Raw genomic sequence first — 21,441 nt, forward strand, 5'->3', positions numbered from 1 at the left:
TGCTATTATACAGGAGCAGACATGATAGCGCAATATGTTTTCAGAACATTTGTTCTTTTCGTGCTTAACCACTGTTCTGGGCTTGCATTGAAAACTTGTATTCAAAGACTTACTTTTAAAGCTGCAGCTCCTGCCCAATCTGACTTCCGCCCAGGTAGTCCCGCCGAAACTCCTCCTCTGTTTTTATAAACAGGTTGTCATTATTGTCTGTATCCCAGAACCCAATATAAATCTCACCCTTCTCCGTCTGAATAGGCCGGTAAAACAGTTCTTCTCCCCAGCCGCTATCTGCCATCGCCTTCCACTCTTCCATCACAGCCGCCAACTCCCGGTCATTTAATTCTCCGTATGTTCTTACTGTAAGCACACCCCAAAGGCTGCCGGCATATGCCTCTACATCTGGCGTCATAGATGCAACCCGTTTTTTAAGCAGTTCAGAAAACAGATATTCCGCCAGACCTTTCTCGGGGTAGCTTTTTAAGCTGGCCTGAATCTTTTCCCGGATCATGTTTTCATACGAGAGAAGTTCCTTCCCTCTTAAAAGCTCCGGCACAAAGGATTCACTTCCACTCCAATAGGCGGTTACAGCCAATGAATTGTATAGGCGGAATTCATGAACAGACGGACTCAGTTCCTGTATCGGATGTCCCTTATAGATGAGCGTGCCAAATGTTGTCTCCACCGGCCCATTCGCTTTCATTTTCTGCAAACCAAATTCTTCGAGACGGACATATGGTTCCAGTTCCTTCTCGATATAAATCTGATGTAAATTCAGCAGATACTTTGCATAGCACTCCGCTGACAACTCCTGAACCGGGAGGAATTCATAGTCCTTATAATTACGAATAATCTGACTTGCTGCATCTGCATCCCTTGGAACCTCAGCTTCTAGTGAAGCCAGAAGTTTCTTTCTCGACACAGTGGTTTTATCCGCCAAGTTCTGTATCTCCATTGCAATCTGGTTCAGCTCCCTAAATGTGAGCCGTGGAGGTAAGAACTGATCCAACTCCCAGATATTGCTGAGATAGTCTGCCACCTCATAAACGTCATATATTCTGCATTTCTCCTCAAGGGCCTCCAGCTGTTTCTCCGTCATAGGGAAATAATAACAGTTCTTTTCCGGATACTTCTTATCAAATACCAGATACACCCGGAATACTGCTGTCCCAGGCTGCACCACTTCTGGATTCTGCGTCTTTCCTACTTCCGGTTTTGGTGCCTTGATTCTTGTAATAAGCCCCTCATCTGTCAACCTCTCACTGGCTTTCATATGGAAACGGCCATACGCCTCATAATCAAAATAGCCGGTCAGTTCCACCGGCAGCGTTCTCCCTTCCCGCTCAAACAGATCATGTCCATACTGTTCTAGGGATTTTATCTCTGGATGGCATTCGTACTGGTCTAAATGCTCCATTACCTCCACAATCCGTATCAAAGAATCCGGCTTTTCATTCTGCAGCACAGTCTCGAAGACAGCCCGCTCCTGTTCCGTCCAGGAACCAATCTTTGCGGCAAGGTAGTTTAACTGTCCAAGGTTTGAATCCTGAAACACAAATTCTCCAATTAACAGATGTGCCAGACCGGACACCGGCGCTTTCACATCTCCTATGAATGGAATCATCCTGGAAGGATGGTACCCGGCCAGTTCCTCCTGGACCTGTTCTGCCTGTTCCTCCGAAGCCGGCAGCTTCATCCAAATTCCGCCATCCCAGTTTTCACGCTTCACAAACACTTCCATTTAAGCCCCGCTCCCTTCCTTATTCCTTCTATATTAAACATGGTTCCGATGATTTAAGTAAGGATATTACCCGGCAGCGCTCCCGACTGTACTTCCTGCCCCTGAGACTCGTCCTCCTTCTGTCCCTGAACCAGTTCTTCCGACTGAAACAGAGACAGATATCCATTGACCACCTCCGCTATCTTCTGGTAGTCCTCCTCTTCCATCTCACAATTCCACCAGACAGAATCTTTATACGATCTCAGTTCTGGCCCTGCCATCCGTTCCCCTTCCGTTTCTTGTTTCAGACCAGTCACATCACTGATCAAAAACTTCATCTGATCCACCAGCCCATTGGTCCGCTCCAGCACTGAGACGGTAAGCCTGGTATACCCACTGTCCATAAAGCCCTGTCCCAGCTCAATCTTCCCTCTGAGATTCTCCTCCAGTCTCCCATAACAGGCTTTCCCCACATAATGCATATCCTGCATCGCAATCCGCCCTTCAAACATCTTTTTCAGCTCTTCCGATATCATTCCGCTGTTCCTCCCCGTCTATCGTTCTTACTCCTCCCTGTAATACCAACAATAAAACCCCCAGCTGTGATAAGGATATCACACGGTGTCTGGGGACTTTATTCTTGCCACTGTCAGGATCCCGGCAGGCAGGAATCCGTTGATTCTGCCGCCGGTCTTAGTCATATTCATTGATTCTCTGGGTCATCACAATCCCTGAGTGGAACTGTATTTCAATCTTATCTTCGCTGATTACCATGATGGCCTTAATCAGTCGCCTGACCAGTTCGTCATCAAACTGGCGTTTTAGGTAGTTGGTCTTTTGGATGTACTGACCCATACCTTCCACTCTCTGGTCGTAGGCTTCGGCCAGCTGCTTTTCCCGGCTCAGCTCTGTCCTCTTTTTCTTGAAGGCCCGGATCTGGTCCGTGATCTCCCGATACGCCCGGTCGAACTCCTCATCGGCGCTCTCCGTTTTAGCACTATCCTCGATTAGGGCCAGCATCTGTTTCTGCAGTGCATCGATCTTCTCATCATATTCGGTTGGCTCCACGTTGTCCGAGTAGCTGCCCAGGATCCGGATGACATTATCCCGGAAGGCATCGATGAACTCCCCTTCATCCTTTACCACGGAGTTGATGGCCTCCATAATCGCTTCGTGGAGCGCTTTTTCTTCCAGGCTGGGGGAATGTTTACACTTCTTGGTTCCGCTCTTCAAGCGGCTGTAACAGCGCCACACCGGCTTCTTTGTACCGCCGTTCACCCATACCTGCCTGCGGTAAGGCTGTCCGCACTCTTTGCAGTACATGATGTCGGCCAGCACATACTTGGAACTGTATTTTCCCCGGATGGTGGTTCCCTTCTTTTTTGCCGGGCGGTAAACATTCGCCCGGCGGGCCCGTTCCTCCTGTACCTGGTAAAACAGTTCCCGAGGGATAATCGCTTCATGGTTGCCCTCGATGTAATACTGCGGTACGATTCCTTTATTGACCGCCCTCTTCTTTTCCAGGAAATCCACGGTATAGGTTTTTTGCAGCAGCGCATCCCCCATATATTTTTCATTCATCAGCATTTTGGAAATCACCGTGGCATGCCACACGGTGTTTCCTGTCACAGTCCGAATTCCTTCCTTTGTAAGCGTCTCTGCAATTTTGTTAATGCTGTTTCCTTCCAGGTATAATCGGAAGATTCTGCGGACCAGCTTTGCCTCATCCGGCACGATGACCAGATTTCCTTCTTCATCCTTGGTGTATCCCAGAAATTTATTGTGATTTACATACACCACTCCGTTTTCAAACTGCCTCACATACCCCCAGTGGACATTTTCACTTAAGTTCCGGCTTTCCTCCTGGGCCTGGCTGCTAAGGATGGTAATCAGCATTTCCCCGCCATCCCCCAGGGTATTGATGTTCTCCTTCTCGAAATACACGGCAATATTCTTTGCCTTTAATTTTCGGATATGGGTAAGGGAGTCTACCGTGTTCCTGGCAAAGCGGCTGATGGATTTTGTGATGACCATATCAATTTTCCCTGCCATACAGTCATCAATCATTGCTTGAAAGTCATTCCGCTTACGGGTCATGGTGGCGCTCTTCCCGTCATCTGCATAGATTCCTGCAAACACCCATTCCGGGTTGCTGTTGATTTTTTCTGTATAATAATTCACCTGTGCTTCATAGCTGGTCTCCTGCTGTTCCTGCAAGGTACTGACCCGGCAGTAGGCGGCTACCCGCAGCCGCTTATATTGAGCCCTTGTATCACGGCTGAATTCCGGATTGGCTGGAATTACAGAGATGTTTTTCTTTACAACGGTTGCTGTTCTGGCCCGTCTCATCCGGTTTCCTCCCTTCTGCTGCTTCCTGGATAGGAAGCTCAATTTTTACACCATTCATTAATTCATATTCGAACCGTCTGTCCTTGTGAACGGTAATCCGATGTATCGTTGCCTTAAAAAGTTCACTATTAAATTCTTTTTGGAGTGGATTTTCTTCCAGGACTGTTTTCAGTTTTTCTGTCTGGTAATTCTGGTCCTGAATTCTGGACACCCGGTACTGTAATCTGGCCCGCTCATAAATCAGCCGTACCATCTCCTCGGATGGATACTCCGGCTTTTCCTCCAATTCCTGCAGCTTTCTGGTCAGTTCTGCCGCCTCACGGCTATATGGCAGGCCCTGCACGATGGTTTCCGGCTCTATCTGGAACCTCCCCTCCTTCACCCCTCTCATCAGTTCCATAAATGCTTGGATGATCTGGCTGTCTACCAGGAATATGTTCCGGCAGCACACCCTGTTTTCATTTATGTAGTGCTTACATTTCCAGACGATTTTTTCTCCCGGCTGTCCGCAGTGCTCCACGTACCGGCGGTAGGGCTGCCCGCAGACTCCGCAGATCAGACTGCCTGCGAACATAGAGCGATTCCCGAAGCTGTTAGGCTGCATGACACGCCCCAGCTCCCTGCTCTTTTCTTTCCTGCGCTCCTGTACCTGGGTGAACAGTTCTAGTTCTATCATTGTTGGATAAAATTCGTCTCCCAGATACTTTCGATTCTCCAGGATTTTTCCAACCGTCCCATGATTCCACACCGGCTTATGGTTTGCATTGAGTGCCCCCTGTTCTGTAAGTTTTCTCGCAAGCTGGTACAGGGAAGCTCCTTCTGAATACTCCTGGAAGATTCGATTTATAATCTCTGCCGTTTCTGGATCAATTACTATTTTTCCTTCCGCCATCCGATACCCCAGCGGCATATGGCGTTGTCTCATACTTAGCTCACCTCCTGTTCATTTTCTTCCAGTTCCAGACCATTCTTCAGACGGAATACCAGCCGGCGTCCGGGCAGCACTGTGATACGTTCCACCAGCAGTAGGAAGAGTTCCTCGTCATACGCTTCCAGGATGGCAGGACGGTTGCGGAAGACGCTTATCAGATATTCGGTCTGGGATATCTCCCATTCAAAGGCTTTCTGCCCCTGCAGCTGCCGCAGCCGCCTCCGGTCCGCTTCCAGCTGTGCCTCAATCTGGTTCTGTCTCTCAATAAAAATGGCAGAGCTTATGCTGCCTTCGGTTAATACCCTGCCCAGCCTATAGCCCTGCCGTTTTAGTTCCTGAATATTCTGTTCTATCTCCTGCATTTCCCTGTCTTGCTCTGGGTTGCCCTGGATTGCCTTCAACGCCGCCAGCATGGGGATCAGGATCTCCTCATAATTGCTGGCTAGCCGGTTCCAGAGCCTAAGAAATGCAGCCTGGATGACGTCCTCACGGACTGCCTTCTGGCTGCATTTCTTACTGTCTTTAATATGCTGGTAGCAACACCACTGGATTTTTTCATATGGCTTTCCGATGTAGATTTTCTGCCTGCGAAATTTTGTCCCACACTCCCCGCAGAGAATCCGGCTGCTGAATGCATACCGCTTCTGATATACACTGGTATCCTCCACACACTGCTGTTCCCTCCGATACTCATAAATCTGGCGGATAGCCGCAGCCTCCTCTCTGGTAATGATGGGCTCATGGTCATCCGCTATCAGATACTGGGGCAATTCTCCCCGATTGTTTTTGCGAGTGAATGGGACTCCATCGGTCGTATAGGTTTTCTGAAGCAGCAGATCCCCTTCATATGCACAGTTCTGAAGAATCCCCTTTACCACACTGTCCAGCCATTCCTTTGCTCCACGGATCGTGGGAATCCCTGCTGTTTCCAGTTCTGCGGCAATGGTGTAGGACCCTTTTCCTCCCAGGTATTCATCAAAAATCCAGCGCACGATCTCTGCCTCTTCTTTTTTGATAACCAGCTCTCCATACTCATTATTCTCATAACCATACGGTGGACTGCTTATAATGAATGTACCATTTCGGAATCTCCGTACTACCGACCACTTATTATTGGTGGAAATACTCTCGGATTCTCCCTGGGCGATAGAGCTCAAGATGGTTATCATCTGTTCGCTCTTTTCCATAAGGGTGTTGACCCTCTCCTTCTCAAAGTAAACGCCTATCCCAAGGGCCTTCAGTTCCCGGATAGCTTTGATGCTGTCCAACGTGTTTCTGGCAAACCGGGTCACGGATTTTGTCAGGATCAAATCAATTTTTCCCTGCCGGCAGTCCTCCATCATCTGCTGGAAGTCATCTCTCCGGTACAGCTTTGTGCCGGTCCTGGCTTCGTCTGCATAGATACCGGCCAGCACCCAGCCCTCCTTCTCTCCAATCAGCCGGGTATAATAGTCTACCTGGGCTTCAAAGGAATTCTTTTGGTCCGCTGAGTTCGTACTGACGCGGCAGTAGGCGCAGACACGTTTGACTTCCACCGCATTGGCGGCGGAACCGCTGCTAACAGGCTCGATTTTTATGATTTTCTTTACAACCTTCTTCTCCATAGGCTTCTCTCCTTCCTTTCTTTGTTCTCCTGTTAGCACCACACAATACCACAAGTTTTCAGATATATCCAGTGTTTTTACCCATATACTTTCGACAATTCCGGAGAAAATGTTTCCCGATTCAAGGCATCGATTTTTTTGTATTCCTCCTCTGAAATAAAGCCATTTTCCAGCATCAAATTCAGCAGTTTCCGTGCTATACTGTACCGGACTTCGTTTGTTTCTTTCTTCTGTCCCATGGGTCTGCCTCCTAATGAATGGATAAATTCAGACCGTATTCCGGTATCGCTAATGCCGAATCCTTTAGCACAGAAGTGCAAAGCATTTCCGGGCCACACTATACCGGACCTCGTTCGTTTCTTTCTTCTGTTCCATGGCCTGCCTCCTAATGAATGGATAAATTCGGACTATCTTCCGGTACCGCTAATGCCGAGTCCTTTAACACAGAAGTGCAAAGCACTTCAATCTTCCCCTGTTTCGGCGAATAAGCCTCCACACCAAAGTTCTGTAAAAACTCTGCATAGACAATGATGTCCTTTGCATTGCGACTCAGACGGTCGGGACCGCTCACCACCAGGATATTCACACCCCCTTGTGATACCGCATCGGTCAATGCCTGGAGTCCGAGCCGGTTCATATCCCGGCAGGAACCAATGTCCTGGGAATGACCGACTACCTCCCACCCCATGCGGGAGGCATATTCGGTTAGCTTCTGGTCCTGCCGCTTCAAGCTCCCATACCGGTCCTCCGGTGCATCGATCCGGGTATATACCCATGCTTTTTGCTTTTCGTTCATAAGATCCTCTCCCTCCTATTCTGGACTACAACGTTCAATCGAACTTTAAATATATATACGGCTCGGCTCTTTCTGTGGTTTCGTTGTTTTCCGTCTAACTAAGGCCGATGCTGATCCGCAGCGCATGATCTACCTGCTCCATATCCTCTTCCGGTAACCGGCCTATGCACTCTCTCAGGCGGACACGGTCAATGGTCCGGATCTGCTCTAACAGTACAACGGAATGTTCTTTCAGGCCGCAGTGGCTTGGACTGATTAGGACATGAGTCGGCAGCGGATGCTTGTCCTGTCTGCTAGTTACGGCCGCTACGATCACGGTTGGGCTGAACCGGTTGCCCATGTCATTCTGGATCATCAGCACCGGCCTTATGCCGCCCTGTTCGCTGCCGGTTACCGGTGTCAGGTCTGCATAGTATAAATCGCCTCTTAAAATATTCACTTTGGTTATCCTCTCTCATGTCTGTTTTTCTGAAAACAAAAAATCCCCTCACTTGTATTTAGCAAGGGGATGAAACTCTATGTAGTTTTATCCCGTTCTCTTTTAAAACCAGACTTTACTCAAGGGATAGTTTTCCTGCTCCTTTTGGTAATCCTCTCACTGCTGTTTCCAGTCGATGCTGTCATGCTTGCAAGGGTTGTGATGGACCGATTCTGCTCTCCCAAATCGGATATACATTGCTACTGTCTTTTTGCTATCATTTCTCATGATCGCTTCCTCCTCTGATGGTCTATTCTTTCTGTACCACATCATATCTGGCTTATCATAAAACAGCTATCACCATATCTAATAAGTACGCTTTGCCAATCTGACAAAGATTCAGCGTTTCAGTAAAAATATATCTGATGGCGGCGCTTAAGATACAGCTGCCGCCACACAATATAAAAACGTACTTGTTCTTCATTTCATTTTTATTAAATACTTTATGCTCCTATTCGGCACACCTCCCCGGAGCCTGGCAGTCGATTACAACCAGCCCTGGCAAGGCCGTCATAGGCACAGCTTCTTTTGCTGCCTCAGCCGGGATCTCCGGCTGCCGCCCTCATTGCGTGATCCCTCGGTCAAGAGGGGCTGTGACTAGACGGAAGTATCATCATAGGCTGCCCAGGTCATGGCGGTATGGCCCGGCCACGGGCCATTTAAAGAACAGAAAAAACCGCTCTGCACCTTCGATATGATAAGATTAACAGGACACTAGAGATCCTGCAGGTGGTCGTGGCGTATCTTTCTATGCCGCTTTCGCTTTCGCGCTGGACAACTAACGTATCGTAATCGCTGGATATAAAGTTTTCAAAGAACAACGGGGACTGAATAAGCCCCTTCACTCCTATAAAGGAAAAAGTGAAGGGGCCCACAACCTCAGAAAACAAAAAATTTATTCTATTTTTTCACGGAGCTTTCTCAGAAGCCGTTTCTTCCGCTTACTCACTGCCTGCTGGGTAACTCCGAGACGGGCTGCCAGTTCGCCTTCCGTAATCCCAGAAAAGAACAAAGCATCAATCAACAGCCGTTCTTCTACGTTCAGTTCTTCCAGCGCCTGATACAGTCTGCGGTTATCTTCGGCCCGGATCATTTCCTCCTCAATTCCCGGAGCCGAACGGACCACACGGTATTCCGTGTTCACCCCTTCCTCCTGGAACCGTTCCAGCGACATCTCGATCTGCCGGATGACACGATTCTGATATCGTTCCGCCTCACGGGCTTTATGATAGGCATAATAAACTTCTCTGCTCACTTCCACACGTTCTCTCTGTACAATAATGGTATAATTCCTTTCTTCCGCCATAGGGCTTGTCCTCCAATTCTTAAAATATGAAATGAAGAACAAATCCGGAGGTGAACGACACCTGGTATTTTGAGCAAAAATGCAAAGAAAATGCTGATTGAGTAAATTATCAGCCCTGGATTCCTGCCTTTTTTTCTTATCTTTTGTCTGTTTTAAATACATTCAATTTTCAAACATTAGACATCTCTATATCTAACAGAAGCAGCGAAAAACCAACATATCAAACTTCCCGTACATCAGCTGTACTCAAGGAGATCTGTTCTTTATGACCATGTCAGTAAAACCTGTTCTTCATGTTTTTTATCTACTAAATCCAATGTATGAAAAATGACCAATCATTACAAATAAGGTAAGGAGCTCAAATTAAACTTTTTTAACTACTATATAAATAAGCCACCTACCTAATTATATTTCCTACTTATTATCGATTCTTTTATATGTCAAAATCACATTCATTAACATTTAAAAAACCTGTTTTTTACTCTAATCTGTTATTTATAAAACTTGAATAACGGTATAACGATCGCTCAGACTAAATATTAACAAATAATGCATCTCTGCAAACTACTATATAATCTTCATAATAAGATGACGAATTCTATATTTTCATATTACTTTTTAACAAATGGCATAACTTTTCGTAGTGAAATTATTCTGTCTCAATCTACACATATAAATAGAGTAACAGGACACCATAGCTCCTGTAAGCTGACAGAGAAGTCTTTTTTTCTATACCAATTGCCGTATTCGCGCTAGACAGCTAACGTAGTGAAATCGTTGAATATAAAGTTTTCAAGGAACAACAGGAACTAAACAAGCCCCTTCACTCCTATAAAGGAAAAAGTGAAGGGGCCTACAACCTCATATAACAAAAATTTAGTTTTATCACGGAGCTTTTTAAGTCTTTTCTTAATGCCTACTCACCATCTAATGGGTTATTGGAGGGTAGTGTACCTTTCATTATCCCTGTAGAGGATAGTCTTTTATTTAACAATTGCTCTTTTAAAAATTTGATAAGGTCTGTAGTTATTATACGGATTATTTTATCCTGCATTCCCAAAGCTAAATGCAAATACGTAATTATAATTTTTTATTTTAGAATCATTCCAGATACATTTCCAGCCCAGAAACTTTCTCTGGCTATGGAGTGGCAAAATAGTATTTTGTTAAGCAAGGCGCTTATAAATCATTATACTTAATAATAATATTTGTTGCGCAATATATAAATGTATAAAATCTCAAAATTATGTATATATCAACCTTTTTACTCATACCAATGTCTTCATAGATAAAAATAATTTTTGTAGAGCAACCTGGTAATTATCAAGAAAAACAGTATAACCTTCCCTACTATTATGGGATAATACTCCTTGTACATTGACCAAACCAGCACTACACTTGCTCTCCAAATCATCTAAAACCTTTTATTCCGCACATAAAACAATCATCCTTTTTATGTACTTGTTTCGACCATAAAAATTCGTAACGTTGTATAAATGATTCCATAAATTTTTTTATCTTCCAATAGATTTTAAAACATCCATTCTTCTAAATTCAGTTAGCATCATACCATCCACAACAATAAAAACTGTCATATCAATAATAAGCGTTATGGAAAATACGCTATATACACCAAATCCGGCAATATAAGGCATGATGATAGGCCGCAGGTTGTAGATGGCTATTTGGCGAAAAATAACCAGAACACTCGCGTAGCTCTGCCAAGAGACTGCATCAGAGGCAGAATCACAGTTCAGACTCCCAATAAAATATATTACAGTAGAAACAGACGGAAATCCCCTACACCCAGTTCCACTACGGACGGCGTTGTAATAAACATAGAGAGAATTGTCTTCGGTACTAACATAATCGTCAGTTAGCAAATAAACACTAATAAAATTGCTGTGATTGCAAATACTTTCGTAATATCCTTTACCCGGTCGCACTGTTTTGTATTGTAATTGGTTCCGAACGCTGGCTGATATACCTGAGAAAGTCCTATAAAGGAATAAATGCAAAAGGCACTACCCGGTATGCCACGCCGAGTATAATCTGCCATGTATCTCCGCCATGCTGCGCCGCAAGATTATAAAGTACAGTTTGCTATACCAGTATCGTCACCTGCATCAGCATCGCAGAAAAACCTACTCCAAATGATTCCCGAGAAAAGCGTTTTTTCAATGCGAATTGCATTAATTCTTATTTTTTCGCTTAAAATACCAAAGAGAAGCCATTGCATACGCGCTCTGCGAAGCCACCGTTACATATGCAGCTCCATCAATTTTCATGCCATAACGTTTTGAAGTAAAATGAACATCAGAGCTTCCCCAGAATATGATTTATTGGAAACTATTCGTGTAATTTTAAAAATCGGAGTGTTTGCCTTTAAAGGAGCATACTGACGTGATCATGGGAAACGGATAGTTCAGTGAGGCTGTGTTAATAGATTTGATCGTGCTCAGCCAAACTCTCCCGTCTCCATTGTGATCAATATTGCCAGATATATAAGCGGTCAGTAACAGGATTACCTGGATTCATCTGCACCACTTTGGTTATTGTTCTTCCCTCTTTTCTGAACTTGCTAATCGTGGCTTCAGCGCTACGGGAATGGATCACAAAACGACCGTTCCAAGCAATTTTACGAGGAGCCAAAACATCACTGTTTAGTGTGAGCATAGCTAACGGAGCTTTCTATGATATTGGATACCTTGATAACAGACACTAACGGTACAGATATACATCCTGTAGTATTCTTATCTTGTTGCCAATCTTCAGCACTGGTCATCACAAATTTATCCATCGCGCGTTCCCACTTATCCTGACGAACATGAGCGCGGATATTTGATACAACCTCTCCTATCTTGTAAAAAAATAAAAAACTCCATCGGTGTCGGGCAGTGCTCCTGAAACGATGGAATTTTCTATTTTTTTACTTCCAACCAACATCCTTTGGATATATCATCCTCGATAATGACGCGGTAATCCGACAGCATGGCCTGACGGGCAAAGGCATCGTAATCTTCAAGAGTATATTGGCGGGGGGAAGTTGTTCTATCTGAAGCAGACATGGACTCATAGATCCTGCGGCGCATGGTTTCCGGCATATACCGCCCGGCACCCACGCCGACAATGGCACATCCACCAGGCTTCAGTACCCGATAAATTTCAGTTATTCCCTGGACGGGAACCGGCCAAAAGCCGATAGAACCACGACACATGATAAAATCCGCCAGGTTATCCCGTAAAGGCAGTTTTTCCACATCAGCGCACAGGGTAGAAATTCGGTTATCCACCCCCAATTCAAACAGGCGGCTCTGTGCGGTCCGAAGCGCTTCGCCGTCAATGTCCACCAAAATCAGGTCCATTGCTGTTACTTTTGCCAGCTCAACCGCCAGATTTCCAGGTCCTGTTCCAATATCTAAAGCCACACCGGCAGACAGATTGTAATCGTCCAGAAATTGCTGGATCAGGAGCGGATACATTGGTTGCATAATATCATAGCTAAACGGAATCATGTTATGCCACCTCCTCTGCTGTGAGAAGCAATACGGTAAGGAAAAATGGTCTGGTGTTCCTGACCATCTGCTTGAAAAGAAACGATTTTGGAACGTACAGAAAAGAATCGCTCAATATTTTCCTCGTTAAGCAAATCCTTTGTCGCACCAAACAGTTTTTTCTGTCCCAGTCCCAGCATTAGAGTCTGATCCGATATATTAAGGGCATGATTTGGAAAATGCGTGTTGATCAGGCAAGCGGTGTTCATTTCACGCGAAGCACGCTCAATGGCATCCAGAATGCGAAGTTGGTTTTTCATGTCCAGATTCGATTCCGGCTCATCTAACACCAAAAGCTGAGGTCTGGAAATTAGCGCTCTGGCGATCATCACCATCTGAAGCTCTCCTCCCGAGAGCTGATTGCAGTATCGGTCAATAAGTTTCTGACACCCTAGCAAGTTCAGAAGCTCCTCTGCCTGATCGTACTGCGATTGATCAGGAACCTTAAAAAAGTTTTGGCTCGCGTTCAGGCCCATTACCACCATGTCGAGCACACGGTAAGAAAACACGCTCCGCTTCGCCTGCGGTACATAGCTGATCACTTGCCAAAGTTCCTTTTCTTTATAAGTCCGCAGGGGTTGGCCCGCAATAAAGGTTTCCCCCTGCTGCCAATGGAGAAAGTCCATAATGCATTTGAGCAACGTGGTTTTTCCAACTCCGTTTGGGCCCAGAACCGTCATGACCTTATGTTCTTCCAGCTCGAAGGAGATACCGGACAATATAGACCGGCTGTTGTAGGAAAAGCAGCCGTTTTTTACCTCTAAAATCATGTGGAACCTCCTGAAGTCTTTCGTAGCATCCACGCAAAAAAAGGCGCTCCAATGATCGCGGTTAGAATGGAAAGCGGGATCTCCGCCGCGGTGGCAGTACGGGCAATAGTATCAATCAATAGCAGGTAGAGCGCACCAAGAAGCGCGCTGGCTGGCAATAATGCACGATGGTCATTGCCAACAAGCATCCGTCCAACATGAGGAATAACCAAACCGATCCATCCGATCACACCGCACAGAGAAACCGTCACACCGGTCATCAGTGTGGAAAGCACGATAACAACAGAGCGCAGACGATGAACGTTGACCCCCAACGAACGAGCCTCTTCTTCATCCAAAGACAGAAGATTCATTTTCCAGCGCAGCGTCAGAAGGACTGCAATGCAGGGCAGGATGATCACGCACGAAACGATGATATCTTTATAAGAAGAACTGGCCAGACTTCCCATCAACCAAACTGTAATGGCTGGCAATTTTTCCTGGGGATCCGAAACATATTTAATAAGGGAAACCAGTGCGTCAAACAATGCCTGAATAATAACACCCGAGAGTACCAGAGTAAACAACTCCGTCCGACCATTTACTTTTGAAACCAGAAAAACCATAAGTACAGCCAGCAGTCCAAACGTTAAAGCGGAGCCCTGAATAATGAGGGTGCTGGTAGACAGGAGAATACCTAAAGAAGCTCCAAAACCCGCGCCGGAGGAGACCCCCAGAATGTCCGGGCTAACCAGCGGATTCCCGAAAATAGCCTGATATGTAGCTCCCGCCACAGAAAGCCCCGCGCCAACAATCATCCCCATCAACAGACGTGGAAGGCGTGAGCCCAAAATAACACTAACCCCAAAAGGATTCTCCGCCTTCAACGCCTCCAATGCCTGTCCATCCCGAAAGAGGGCTACTCCCATAATTCGGAAGGCTTCCAAAGGAGGCACCGAATAGCGCCCCACACATAACAAAATCAGAAACACGCCGGTCAATGCCATCGCCAACAGCAATACCATAGCACATTGTTTCGCTCGACTCAGTTGCGCACTTCTCATCACACGCCCTCCTGTAAAGCGGCATCCAGCAGTTCCAGGAACTTGTCACCAAAGGGGCAGACCTGACTGGTCCATCCAAGGCGACTGGAGACTGCGACATGAGGAAGTTCCACATAACCGGTGGGGCTGTCGACCCAATCCAATTCTCGGAAAAAGCCATCACCGATAACCAAATCATAGCGCCCAGAACGAATTCTTTCTTCAAGCTGCGCTTCGCTGATATGAGCCTGATCTCCAGAACGCATCAGCTGCTGGTCTGCGTCAAACAGGGTGCAAACGTCCACGGAAGTAAATTCTCTATCCAGTTCTAGGGATTCCCGCACACTGTTTGCCATGAGCTGTTCACCGATAACCAATGCACAAAGCCCTTCATATTTTTCAACAGTCTTCTCCTCTGCTTCCTGAACTGGAACCTCGGATAGGAGATTTTCTAACTGAATCAGGAACCGTTGCAAGGGTTTCCGGCCAGAGAAACTTCCCGCCAGCCAGGACATTGCATACTTGCTCTCCAAGTATCGGCAGACGGGCAAGGCTGAAACCGTAAGAGCAATGTTGCAGGCCGCGCTTACACTGCCGCTAATCTCCTCCAAAGTGCTACCCATAGCCCATACAGAGCAAACAGTGAATCCTGCATCTTCCAAAACCTTGCGAAGGACATCCACATTCCGCTGATGGGTCAGGTCCAAAGGAGTGGCTCCAATGAGATTTACCGAGCGAGGAAGCACGTCTGTCCGGTGTTCAGGCAAAAAGGTTTTAGCCAACCTCAAAAGCGCCATTGAAACGCCGCGATCGTAAAAATCCGTCCCTTTGGTAGGAAAACTCATTGCTTTCTTGCCTGTTCTGTTTTCAACCAATTTGGCAAGAGCACGATAATCCGTTCCTAGCACGGCAGGAGAAGGACTACCTAGCAGTGCAAAAAACTTGCTGTCCAACCATTCATCTGCAGAAAGAAGTTTATTTAAAAAGATGCTATCATCTCCGAATACTGCCTCGGCGTCATCTAAATTAGATGTAAACACCCGGCTGCGCTGGTCAAACCATCGAGGTTCATCATAACCAGTGTAAGTGCCTGTGCATCCACCCGCATCATGAATAGCTAAAATACCACCCAATTCAAACAGAGTGCTACATACGCCAGAAAAATCCGGAGACAGCGTGGGTAAAATCGAATAAAAACCTCGCATAGAGAACCTCCTAACAATTGTTTATGAAAACAAATGGCTTTACACCACAAGTCCCTTGGTGTAGAGCAAAGCCCGGGCAGAAATATCACTGTTCAAAGCATCCTCCACGCCCTGGAGGAGAGCAGTAAACGCTTCAAAACCGTAGTGTTGGTCATCAGCGTCCAACATAAACAATTTTGAAGACGGGCACACATAGGAGGCGGAAAAACCAATTGTAACATCTGCTTCTTCCGGGACAGCTTCCGCCATAGACATACTCGGATGATAGCTGGTATATACTGGCACATCGGGAAAACTCCGCTTCAACTGAGCGATCGATTCCCATTCATATTCCATAATAGCATCACTGAGCAGGAAACTGATCTCCACTCCACATAGAGCCAGTGCCATGGCGATTTCAAAGGGAGAGCCGTTAACTCCAATTCCAACGCCTACCCGCAAGCCTTTCAAACGCCTCCGCCACTGAGAGATACTATCCATGCAACTCTCGTAGCAGGACTGCCAGGAAATTTTTCGTTCCAGGAAGGTCTCCAGCCCTTCATAGCCACGGCGGATTCCTTCCGGATGGTAGCGGATGAACTCTTTATGCCAGGGAATACCCAGATGACGCTCCATCTCCTGGCAGGCGACCCGACCAAAGGGCTTGATGAGCAAATTGTGACTGCTGTGTCGCATTTCCATAAACTGCTCAAAAGTCTGGCAAGAGCTGAGCTGAAGCACCTTTTCGAACCCCACCTCATTCATCAGGGAGAAAAACTCACTGTTCGGATTAATAGGCGAAAAGTGTCCAACCACATTGAGCGTGTCTTTCGGAACACGCGTATTCTTCTCCTTACAGAGAAAATCATAAAGACTGCGCTGTATATTCAGAGCTGGTGGCATACTGCTATTGGCTGTGATGGGATTCATGTGGCAATCCACAAAGGGCAACCCATACCGTTCAGTTAGACGGAGACACAGATTTTTGTAATCAGAGGCCAATAAATCATCGATACAAGAGGCACAGATAAAGAATGCAGGAGGACGCTTCGGTAGACAACTCAGAATGTCTTCTACAACAGCAGGAATGCGGTCCATATGGCTACCCAAGACCAAATCTTCCTCGGTAATATCCATGTAACGAATGCGGCTGCGCAATCCCAGCTGTACGCTGGAAACGGAGCCATGTCGGCCACAACCATGCGGTGCCACGAACAACAATACACTTTCCGGTACCAGCATCGCGGTTCGGACAATTCCCCATCCTCCCGCACTGGGTGCGCTGTAATGAAGGCAGGGTCCACTGACCACTTTGCCTTTAGTGCCCAATTCCGGCGCGGCGGGGTCAAGATTCGCTATTGTCAGGTGATATAGTTCTTTTTTCATACAGCACCTTCCTTCTGTTCCTCCACAGGTACCATAATGCGTTTGGCGATGTCGATGATGGTTTGAGAAACAGGAAGTTCAGAATCCATCTGGACCACGGTCATGTTTTGCTCCTCGGCTCTCTGAATGTCGGAATCTCTCGGGACAACACCAATGATCTCTGTTCCGATCCGCTGCACAAAATCCTCAACGATGGCAATCTCATCGGGGACATTTCGACAGTTAAGAACAATTCCGCGGAGCTTAGCATAACCGCGTTCCTGGAAGTTGTCCAAGGCCTTCTTGATATTGGCAGCGGCATATAGCGCCATTTTCTCGCCAGAGGTCACAATCACCACCTCATCAGCATATCCCTGTCGAATGGGAACTGCAAACCCACCGCATACCACATCGCCAAGCACATCGAAGAACACATATTCCGGGGCATAAACCTGAAATGCATTAAAATCGTCCAGAGTATCAAAGGTCTTGATAATGCCGCGACCAGCACAACCACTTCCAGGTGTGGGGCCACCAGCTTCCACGCAGACGATCCCCCGATACCCCTTGACAGAAATCGCATCAAGACTGGGGCAAAGTCCGCCGTATGCCTGCAGCACGTCCATTACCGAGGTAAGTTCCTGACCTGCTCTCAAATTTAAAGTGGAATCCGCTTTGGGATCGCAACCTATCTGCATGACCCGTTTGTCCATTCCTGCAATCGCCGCGGCAATGGATGAGGTTAGGGTGGACTTCCCAATACCGCCTTTTCCGTAAAACGCAATCTTTCTCATAAATTCACACTTTCCTGCATAAAGTTTAAGTAAGTTTTATTTAATTCTGAGTATCACCCAAAATCTCAGCCACCATCTCATCTGTCAGCGTGAATCCGTACATCTCCTGATAAAAGTCACGCAGTTCGGTCTCCATATCCATATCGGCAAAAAGCTCAGGATGCTGGATTTTGGCCATCCATTTGATCGTCAGAGGGGTTTCAACTCCAGGGGGATCCCAGCGGTATCCACCGATAGGAATTTTATAGACCTCGCCATCCTTGACAGCCCGAACAAGGGACCAGTCCTGACCTTCCAGCTTGTTTTCCAACAAGTCGGAGGGCTGCAAATCGGTAAAGTTACCGATATATATGATCTCAGGGTTCCACAAATAGATCTGCTCCATATCAACATTCAGCTCTTCGCCAGACAGGTCTGCCGCAGGATTGATGGCACCGCTGTTGTCCCATAAGTAGTAGCCGAATCCCTGACCAGCAACCTTCAGATTGTCGGAAAGCTGTAGGATGCTTCTGAATTCAGAAGTGTTCAGAGTGGCAACTCTATCACTTACCTCCGCCACCTGAGCATAGAAATAATCGATCAACTCTTCTCCGCGTTCTTCCTGCTGATACAGAGAGGAAATAATGCGAATCCAAGTTTCCAGATCGTCCATAGTGCCATATTGGAGTGCAATGACCTTCAGACCTACGTTTTCCATCTTTTCGATCTCTTCGGTCATATAGTTCCACTGAAAAACCACATCGGGTTCCAGCTTCAGCAACTCCTCTATATTGACTACGAAGCTAGTGTCCACCCAACTTGTGTCAACCTTAGCCATAGTAGGATACATATGCCGCAGCGCACTATCTTCGTAGGCAATCACGGAAGAAGGATTACAACCAATCATGTAATCATTATTTCCCATTACAGCGTAGAAGATATAAGGGAATGGCATGATCGTTGTAGCCAGTCTCTGGGGTGGTTCATCAAATTCAATGGTGCGTCCCAGCTGATCAGTGATCACAATTTTATCACTCTCTAGCACGGTCCTATCCTCTTTATCAATTGTCTGAGTGAACAAATCCTCTGCTGTCGAAGTTTCCATCTGTCCTCCACCGGAGCAGGCACACAGAGATAGTCCCAGTACACACGCCAATAACAGAGATAGTACTCTTGTTTTCATCTATAGTCCTCCTTCTGTCAATTAGTGGTTAGTTTAAACTAACCTTTCTGTTAAAAAAAAGTCTCTCACTTGGAATACGAAATATAACCCCCGTAGGTTAGTTTATACTAACTTTCTTTGACCTTACCACTTCCATCCAGAAATGTCAATACCTAATTTCGTTTTTGACCAAATATCTAATATACCGGCGCACGAATGAATTCTACCAAACAATCCTGGAACCGTCCAAAAAACTCGGGATAGCAACATTTAAGAACGTGGCATTTCAATAAGGGAAATTATCATGTTGTCAGATTATATAAAAAATTGCTTACTTTTATTGATTTCAGCAACGCAAAATATATAAACCAGAGCAGCAATAAAAACTCCTTACTTATACTGGCGAGTAGTTTTGCTTATATGTGGTTGACAACAATTGTATGATTCTTTGAAGTTTCTCTATTTACTGTGTTAGCTCTGTCATTGACAAACACAGCGCTCATTCTCTGTGCTATCAAGTCTCTTATGTCTGATATATGGGTATTTCCATCAATCATGTTGGCAATTGCTTTTTTATTACCGATGCTAATGTCGGCCACGTTTATTAAAAGAAGGGTTAGTGTTTCATAGCCCAAAGGTACGAAGACGTGGTAGCGGAAAATACCGCACTACGAGAAGGTCCTCACAAAAATGCGACTTTCCAAGCATTATATAGGTTGCCAAGAACAGCACAATTCTCTTTTTTGTATCCAGCTTTCTGTGCTCTTGCACAATAGCACAGAGACCATCAATGGACTTCATCATGTCGATGCAGACACAGACAATGTAGAGCTTTCCAGACCGTAGATATCTCCTAACACGGCAGCATCCTCAGTAACTTTATTGTATGTGTAAGGAGAATGGGATCTGTATTATTCATGAGCCAGATTATAATACCATTTACAATAACCTCGATCATATGTGAATTGTCAAATTTCAGTGGAGTCTGCTACTGAAGTGCTGCAGCCGATTCCAGAACTACATCCGAAACTATATCAAGGCTACATCCTATTTAGGCAGAGAAGTCTCATGATGACCATAATTAGGTTCCAGAATATCAGCGGATTCTTTACAGCATTTGCTAACCCAGTTGTAAAAAGTACTTAGCGCAATGCCTTTTTTATGACACCAGTCAGTGCGGCATTCATTAATAAGTTTTATCTGTTCCTGCATAAGAACACGTTTGTTATGAGTAGTTGTCATAATCTATACTCCAAAATGAGTCAAAAAAGTTGAGCGCTAAACTTGTTGACTGTTTTTTTGAATTATTATGAGTATGCCATCTCCAGACTTCAACTGCAATTGAAAGGTACTTTTACAATGTTCCAAAGAGTAGAGTGTATTTATTTTTCTGAGGATATCTGGCAACGGTATAAACTCTTCTAAATGATATTTTCGCATCAATTACCGTAGTAGCTTTTGCATATAATTAAACAACGGACCATCGCAAAAAAGGATGATCCGTTGTTTTTATCATTTTTTCGAATGAAACACAGAAAAATCTCCCAAAGCCAAGACAGGACTCAATTGTGTACAATCCTCCAAATCGACACAAACGCTCATGTATTCCATGTGTTTTGCATCCAATGGATTGCCGCTGTTTTCTGCAGTCTTAGCGGCATAGTCCAAGTCATCGGCCAATACAAACATATAGGCATATGCGGCCCCATTTTCTTGATTTAAAAAATAAATCTCCAAATGCTCTTTTTCATTTTTTAGTGTTTTATTTCCTTCCTCCTGATGTTCTTGAAGAAAAGCAATCCACTCCTGGGCCATTTCTTCCTTGCCATCTTTGATTCTCATACGCCATAACACAATATCCATGGAAACACCTCTTTCTATATTGGTTTTAACTCTTTGTTTGATATGTTTTCTTCCCTCAGAATGAAAAACAATATTTACAGCGCTCTTCCATAACCCTCGGAGCATGTATGAGCACAGTTTTTCATTTCTACTAGCCACTTTCAATGCATCAGACAAAATAGCCAGATGTACAATGTGATATTCGTACAGCCCCATATTCTTTAATAGCAACCGTATCTTCTCTACTCGCTCCTCCTACAAAGGTTGCATCAAATTTCTTAGTATTATGACAATGCCTCTGTTTCCATAAAATGTTTCACTGAGTAACCCGATAAACATACAATACGGGACAATAAACCAGTTGCCAAACATAAAGAAGCAGAGACCAAGGATAGTCTTATAGGTCAGAAGGACAAATCTTTTATTTTCCCCGCTAACCATCCGCATGTAAACCGGAGTACTGAGGAACATGAGAATTTTAACGGACAGCACCCTGTTTAGAAAACCATTCACTATGCAGATGGTATCCACAACGAACTAAATACTAATAAGCGCCGTGTTCAAAAACAGTCACCCTGTCCCCTTTAC

The 21,441-nt window shown here is 45.5% G+C and carries 18 protein-coding genes; all 18 read right to left on the reverse strand.

The annotated features are described in order from the left end of the window. Nucleotides 1-115 precede the first annotated feature (115 nt). The 18 genes from ABID13_RS23750 to ABID13_RS23835 all read right to left on the reverse strand — a co-directional run bounded on the left by ABID13_RS23750 (nt 116) and on the right by ABID13_RS23835 (nt 21,384). Nucleotides 116-1,738 (reverse strand): antirestriction protein ArdA, encoded by a 1,623-nt coding sequence (locus ABID13_RS23750; RefSeq protein ID WP_048931276.1) that lies wholly within the window; start codon nt 1,736-1,738, stop codon nt 116-118. 53 nt (nt 1,739-1,791) lie between these two features. Next, complete coding sequence (locus ABID13_RS23755) at nt 1,792-2,253, reverse strand: hypothetical protein (RefSeq protein ID WP_048931277.1); 462 nt, start codon at nt 2,251-2,253, stop codon at nt 1,792-1,794. A gap of 157 nt (nt 2,254-2,410) precedes the next feature. Continuing rightward, nucleotides 2,411-4,066 (reverse strand): recombinase family protein, encoded by a 1,656-nt coding sequence (locus ABID13_RS23760; protein ID WP_048931278.1) that lies wholly within the window; start codon nt 4,064-4,066, stop codon nt 2,411-2,413. After that, nucleotides 3,990-4,991 carry a recombinase family protein gene (locus ABID13_RS23765; protein ID WP_048931279.1) on the reverse strand — a complete coding sequence of 334 codons (1,002 nt, stop codon included), beginning with the start codon at nt 4,989-4,991 and terminating at the stop codon, nt 3,990-3,992. The genes ABID13_RS23760 and ABID13_RS23765 overlap by 77 nt, the downstream gene beginning before the upstream one ends. 2 nt (nt 4,992-4,993) lie before the next feature. Continuing rightward, nucleotides 4,994-6,601, reverse strand: coding sequence for a recombinase family protein (locus ABID13_RS23770; RefSeq protein ID WP_048931280.1), 1,608 nt, complete (start codon nt 6,599-6,601; stop codon nt 4,994-4,996). Nucleotides 6,602-6,678: 77 nt separating this feature from the next. Next, nucleotides 6,679-6,840 carry an SHOCT domain-containing protein gene (locus ABID13_RS23775; RefSeq protein ID WP_181988625.1) on the reverse strand — a complete coding sequence of 54 codons (162 nt, stop codon included), beginning with the start codon at nt 6,838-6,840 and terminating at the stop codon, nt 6,679-6,681. Between the two features lie 146 nt (nt 6,841-6,986). Then, entirely contained in the window at nt 6,987-7,397 is a 411-nt protein-coding gene (locus ABID13_RS23780) for a recombinase family protein (protein WP_048931281.1), read from the reverse strand. Between the two features lie 94 nt (nt 7,398-7,491). Then, a complete protein-coding gene (locus ABID13_RS23785; RefSeq protein ID WP_048931282.1) occupies nt 7,492-7,836 on the reverse strand; it encodes a type II toxin-antitoxin system PemK/MazF family toxin in 345 nt (114 codons plus the stop codon). Between the two features lie 934 nt (nt 7,837-8,770). Next, entirely contained in the window at nt 8,771-9,181 is a 411-nt protein-coding gene (locus ABID13_RS23790; RefSeq protein ID WP_048931283.1) for a sigma-70 family RNA polymerase sigma factor, read from the reverse strand. A gap of 2,921 nt (nt 9,182-12,102) precedes the next feature. Continuing rightward, entirely contained in the window at nt 12,103-12,696 is a 594-nt protein-coding gene (locus tag ABID13_RS23795) for a class I SAM-dependent methyltransferase (protein WP_002565655.1), read from the reverse strand. Further along, nucleotides 12,693-13,505 (reverse strand): ABC transporter ATP-binding protein, encoded by an 813-nt coding sequence (locus ABID13_RS23800; RefSeq protein WP_002565656.1) that lies wholly within the window; start codon nt 13,503-13,505, stop codon nt 12,693-12,695. The genes ABID13_RS23795 and ABID13_RS23800 overlap by 4 nt, the downstream gene beginning before the upstream one ends. Next, the gene (locus tag ABID13_RS23805) at nt 13,502-14,548 is read right to left on the reverse strand and encodes a FecCD family ABC transporter permease (RefSeq protein WP_002565657.1); all 1,047 of its coding nucleotides are present in this window, start codon (nt 14,546-14,548) and stop codon (nt 13,502-13,504) included. Before ABID13_RS23805 ends, ABID13_RS23800 begins: the two co-directional genes overlap by 4 nt. Then, nucleotides 14,548-15,732 (reverse strand): nitrogenase component 1, encoded by a 1,185-nt coding sequence (locus ABID13_RS23810; RefSeq protein ID WP_002565658.1) that lies wholly within the window; start codon nt 15,730-15,732, stop codon nt 14,548-14,550. Before ABID13_RS23810 ends, ABID13_RS23805 begins: the two co-directional genes overlap by 1 nt. Before the next feature lie 39 nt (nt 15,733-15,771). Continuing rightward, nucleotides 15,772-17,097 (reverse strand): nitrogenase component 1, encoded by a 1,326-nt coding sequence (locus ABID13_RS23815; RefSeq protein WP_048931284.1) that lies wholly within the window; start codon nt 17,095-17,097, stop codon nt 15,772-15,774. Next, nucleotides 17,094-17,870, reverse strand: coding sequence for a nucleotide-binding protein (locus ABID13_RS23820; RefSeq protein ID WP_048931285.1), 777 nt, complete (start codon nt 17,868-17,870; stop codon nt 17,094-17,096). Before ABID13_RS23820 ends, ABID13_RS23815 begins: the two co-directional genes overlap by 4 nt. Nucleotides 17,871-17,910: 40 nt before the next feature. Continuing rightward, entirely contained in the window at nt 17,911-19,032 is a 1,122-nt protein-coding gene (locus ABID13_RS23825) for an ABC transporter substrate-binding protein (RefSeq protein WP_048931286.1), read from the reverse strand. 1,491 nt (nt 19,033-20,523) lie between these two features. Continuing rightward, nucleotides 20,524-21,084, reverse strand: a complete 561-nt coding sequence (locus ABID13_RS23830) for a DUF6176 family protein (protein ID WP_242849324.1) — start codon at nt 21,082-21,084, stop codon at nt 20,524-20,526. 24 nt (nt 21,085-21,108) lie between these two features. Beyond that, nucleotides 21,109-21,384, reverse strand: coding sequence for an MptD family putative ECF transporter S component (locus ABID13_RS23835; RefSeq protein WP_334291757.1), 276 nt, complete (start codon nt 21,382-21,384; stop codon nt 21,109-21,111). Between the last annotated feature and the right edge of the window lie 57 nt (nt 21,385-21,441).

It is taken from the genome of Enterocloster citroniae (assembly GCF_040545455.1).
In the GTDB taxonomy this organism is placed as follows: domain Bacteria; phylum Bacillota; class Clostridia; order Lachnospirales; family Lachnospiraceae; genus Enterocloster; species Enterocloster citroniae.

What these genes read in the sequence shown, in the direction of transcription:
- ABID13_RS23750 (WP_048931276.1), bottom strand. Translation starts at nt 1,738, where the DNA reads ATGGAAGTGTTTGTGAAGCGTGAAAACTGGGATGGCGGAATTTGGATG.
- ABID13_RS23755 (WP_048931277.1), bottom strand. Translation starts at nt 2,253, where the DNA reads ATGATATCGGAAGAGCTGAAAAAGATGTTTGAAGGGCGGATTGCGATG.
- ABID13_RS23760 (WP_048931278.1), bottom strand. Translation starts at nt 4,066, where the DNA reads ATGAGACGGGCCAGAACAGCAACCGTTGTAAAGAAAAACATCTCTGTA.
- ABID13_RS23765 (WP_048931279.1), bottom strand. Translation starts at nt 4,991, where the DNA reads ATGAGACAACGCCATATGCCGCTGGGGTATCGGATGGCGGAAGGAAAA.
- ABID13_RS23770 (WP_048931280.1), bottom strand. Translation starts at nt 6,601, where the DNA reads ATGGAGAAGAAGGTTGTAAAGAAAATCATAAAAATCGAGCCTGTTAGC.
- ABID13_RS23775 (WP_181988625.1), bottom strand. Translation starts at nt 6,840, where the DNA reads ATGGGACAGAAGAAAGAAACAAACGAAGTCCGGTACAGTATAGCACGG.
- ABID13_RS23780 (WP_048931281.1), bottom strand. Translation starts at nt 7,397, where the DNA reads ATGAACGAAAAGCAAAAAGCATGGGTATATACCCGGATCGATGCACCG.
- ABID13_RS23790 (WP_048931283.1), bottom strand. Translation starts at nt 9,181, where the DNA reads ATGGCGGAAGAAAGGAATTATACCATTATTGTACAGAGAGAACGTGTG.
- ABID13_RS23795 (WP_002565655.1), bottom strand. Translation starts at nt 12,696, where the DNA reads ATGATTCCGTTTAGCTATGATATTATGCAACCAATGTATCCGCTCCTG.
- ABID13_RS23800 (WP_002565656.1), bottom strand. Translation starts at nt 13,505, where the DNA reads ATGATTTTAGAGGTAAAAAACGGCTGCTTTTCCTACAACAGCCGGTCT.
- ABID13_RS23805 (WP_002565657.1), bottom strand. Translation starts at nt 14,548, where the DNA reads ATGAGAAGTGCGCAACTGAGTCGAGCGAAACAATGTGCTATGGTATTG.
- ABID13_RS23810 (WP_002565658.1), bottom strand. Translation starts at nt 15,732, where the DNA reads ATGCGAGGTTTTTATTCGATTTTACCCACGCTGTCTCCGGATTTTTCT.
- ABID13_RS23815 (WP_048931284.1), bottom strand. Translation starts at nt 17,097, where the DNA reads ATGAAAAAAGAACTATATCACCTGACAATAGCGAATCTTGACCCCGCC.
- ABID13_RS23820 (WP_048931285.1), bottom strand. Translation starts at nt 17,870, where the DNA reads ATGAGAAAGATTGCGTTTTACGGAAAAGGCGGTATTGGGAAGTCCACC.
- ABID13_RS23825 (WP_048931286.1), bottom strand. Translation starts at nt 19,032, where the DNA reads ATGAAAACAAGAGTACTATCTCTGTTATTGGCGTGTGTACTGGGACTA.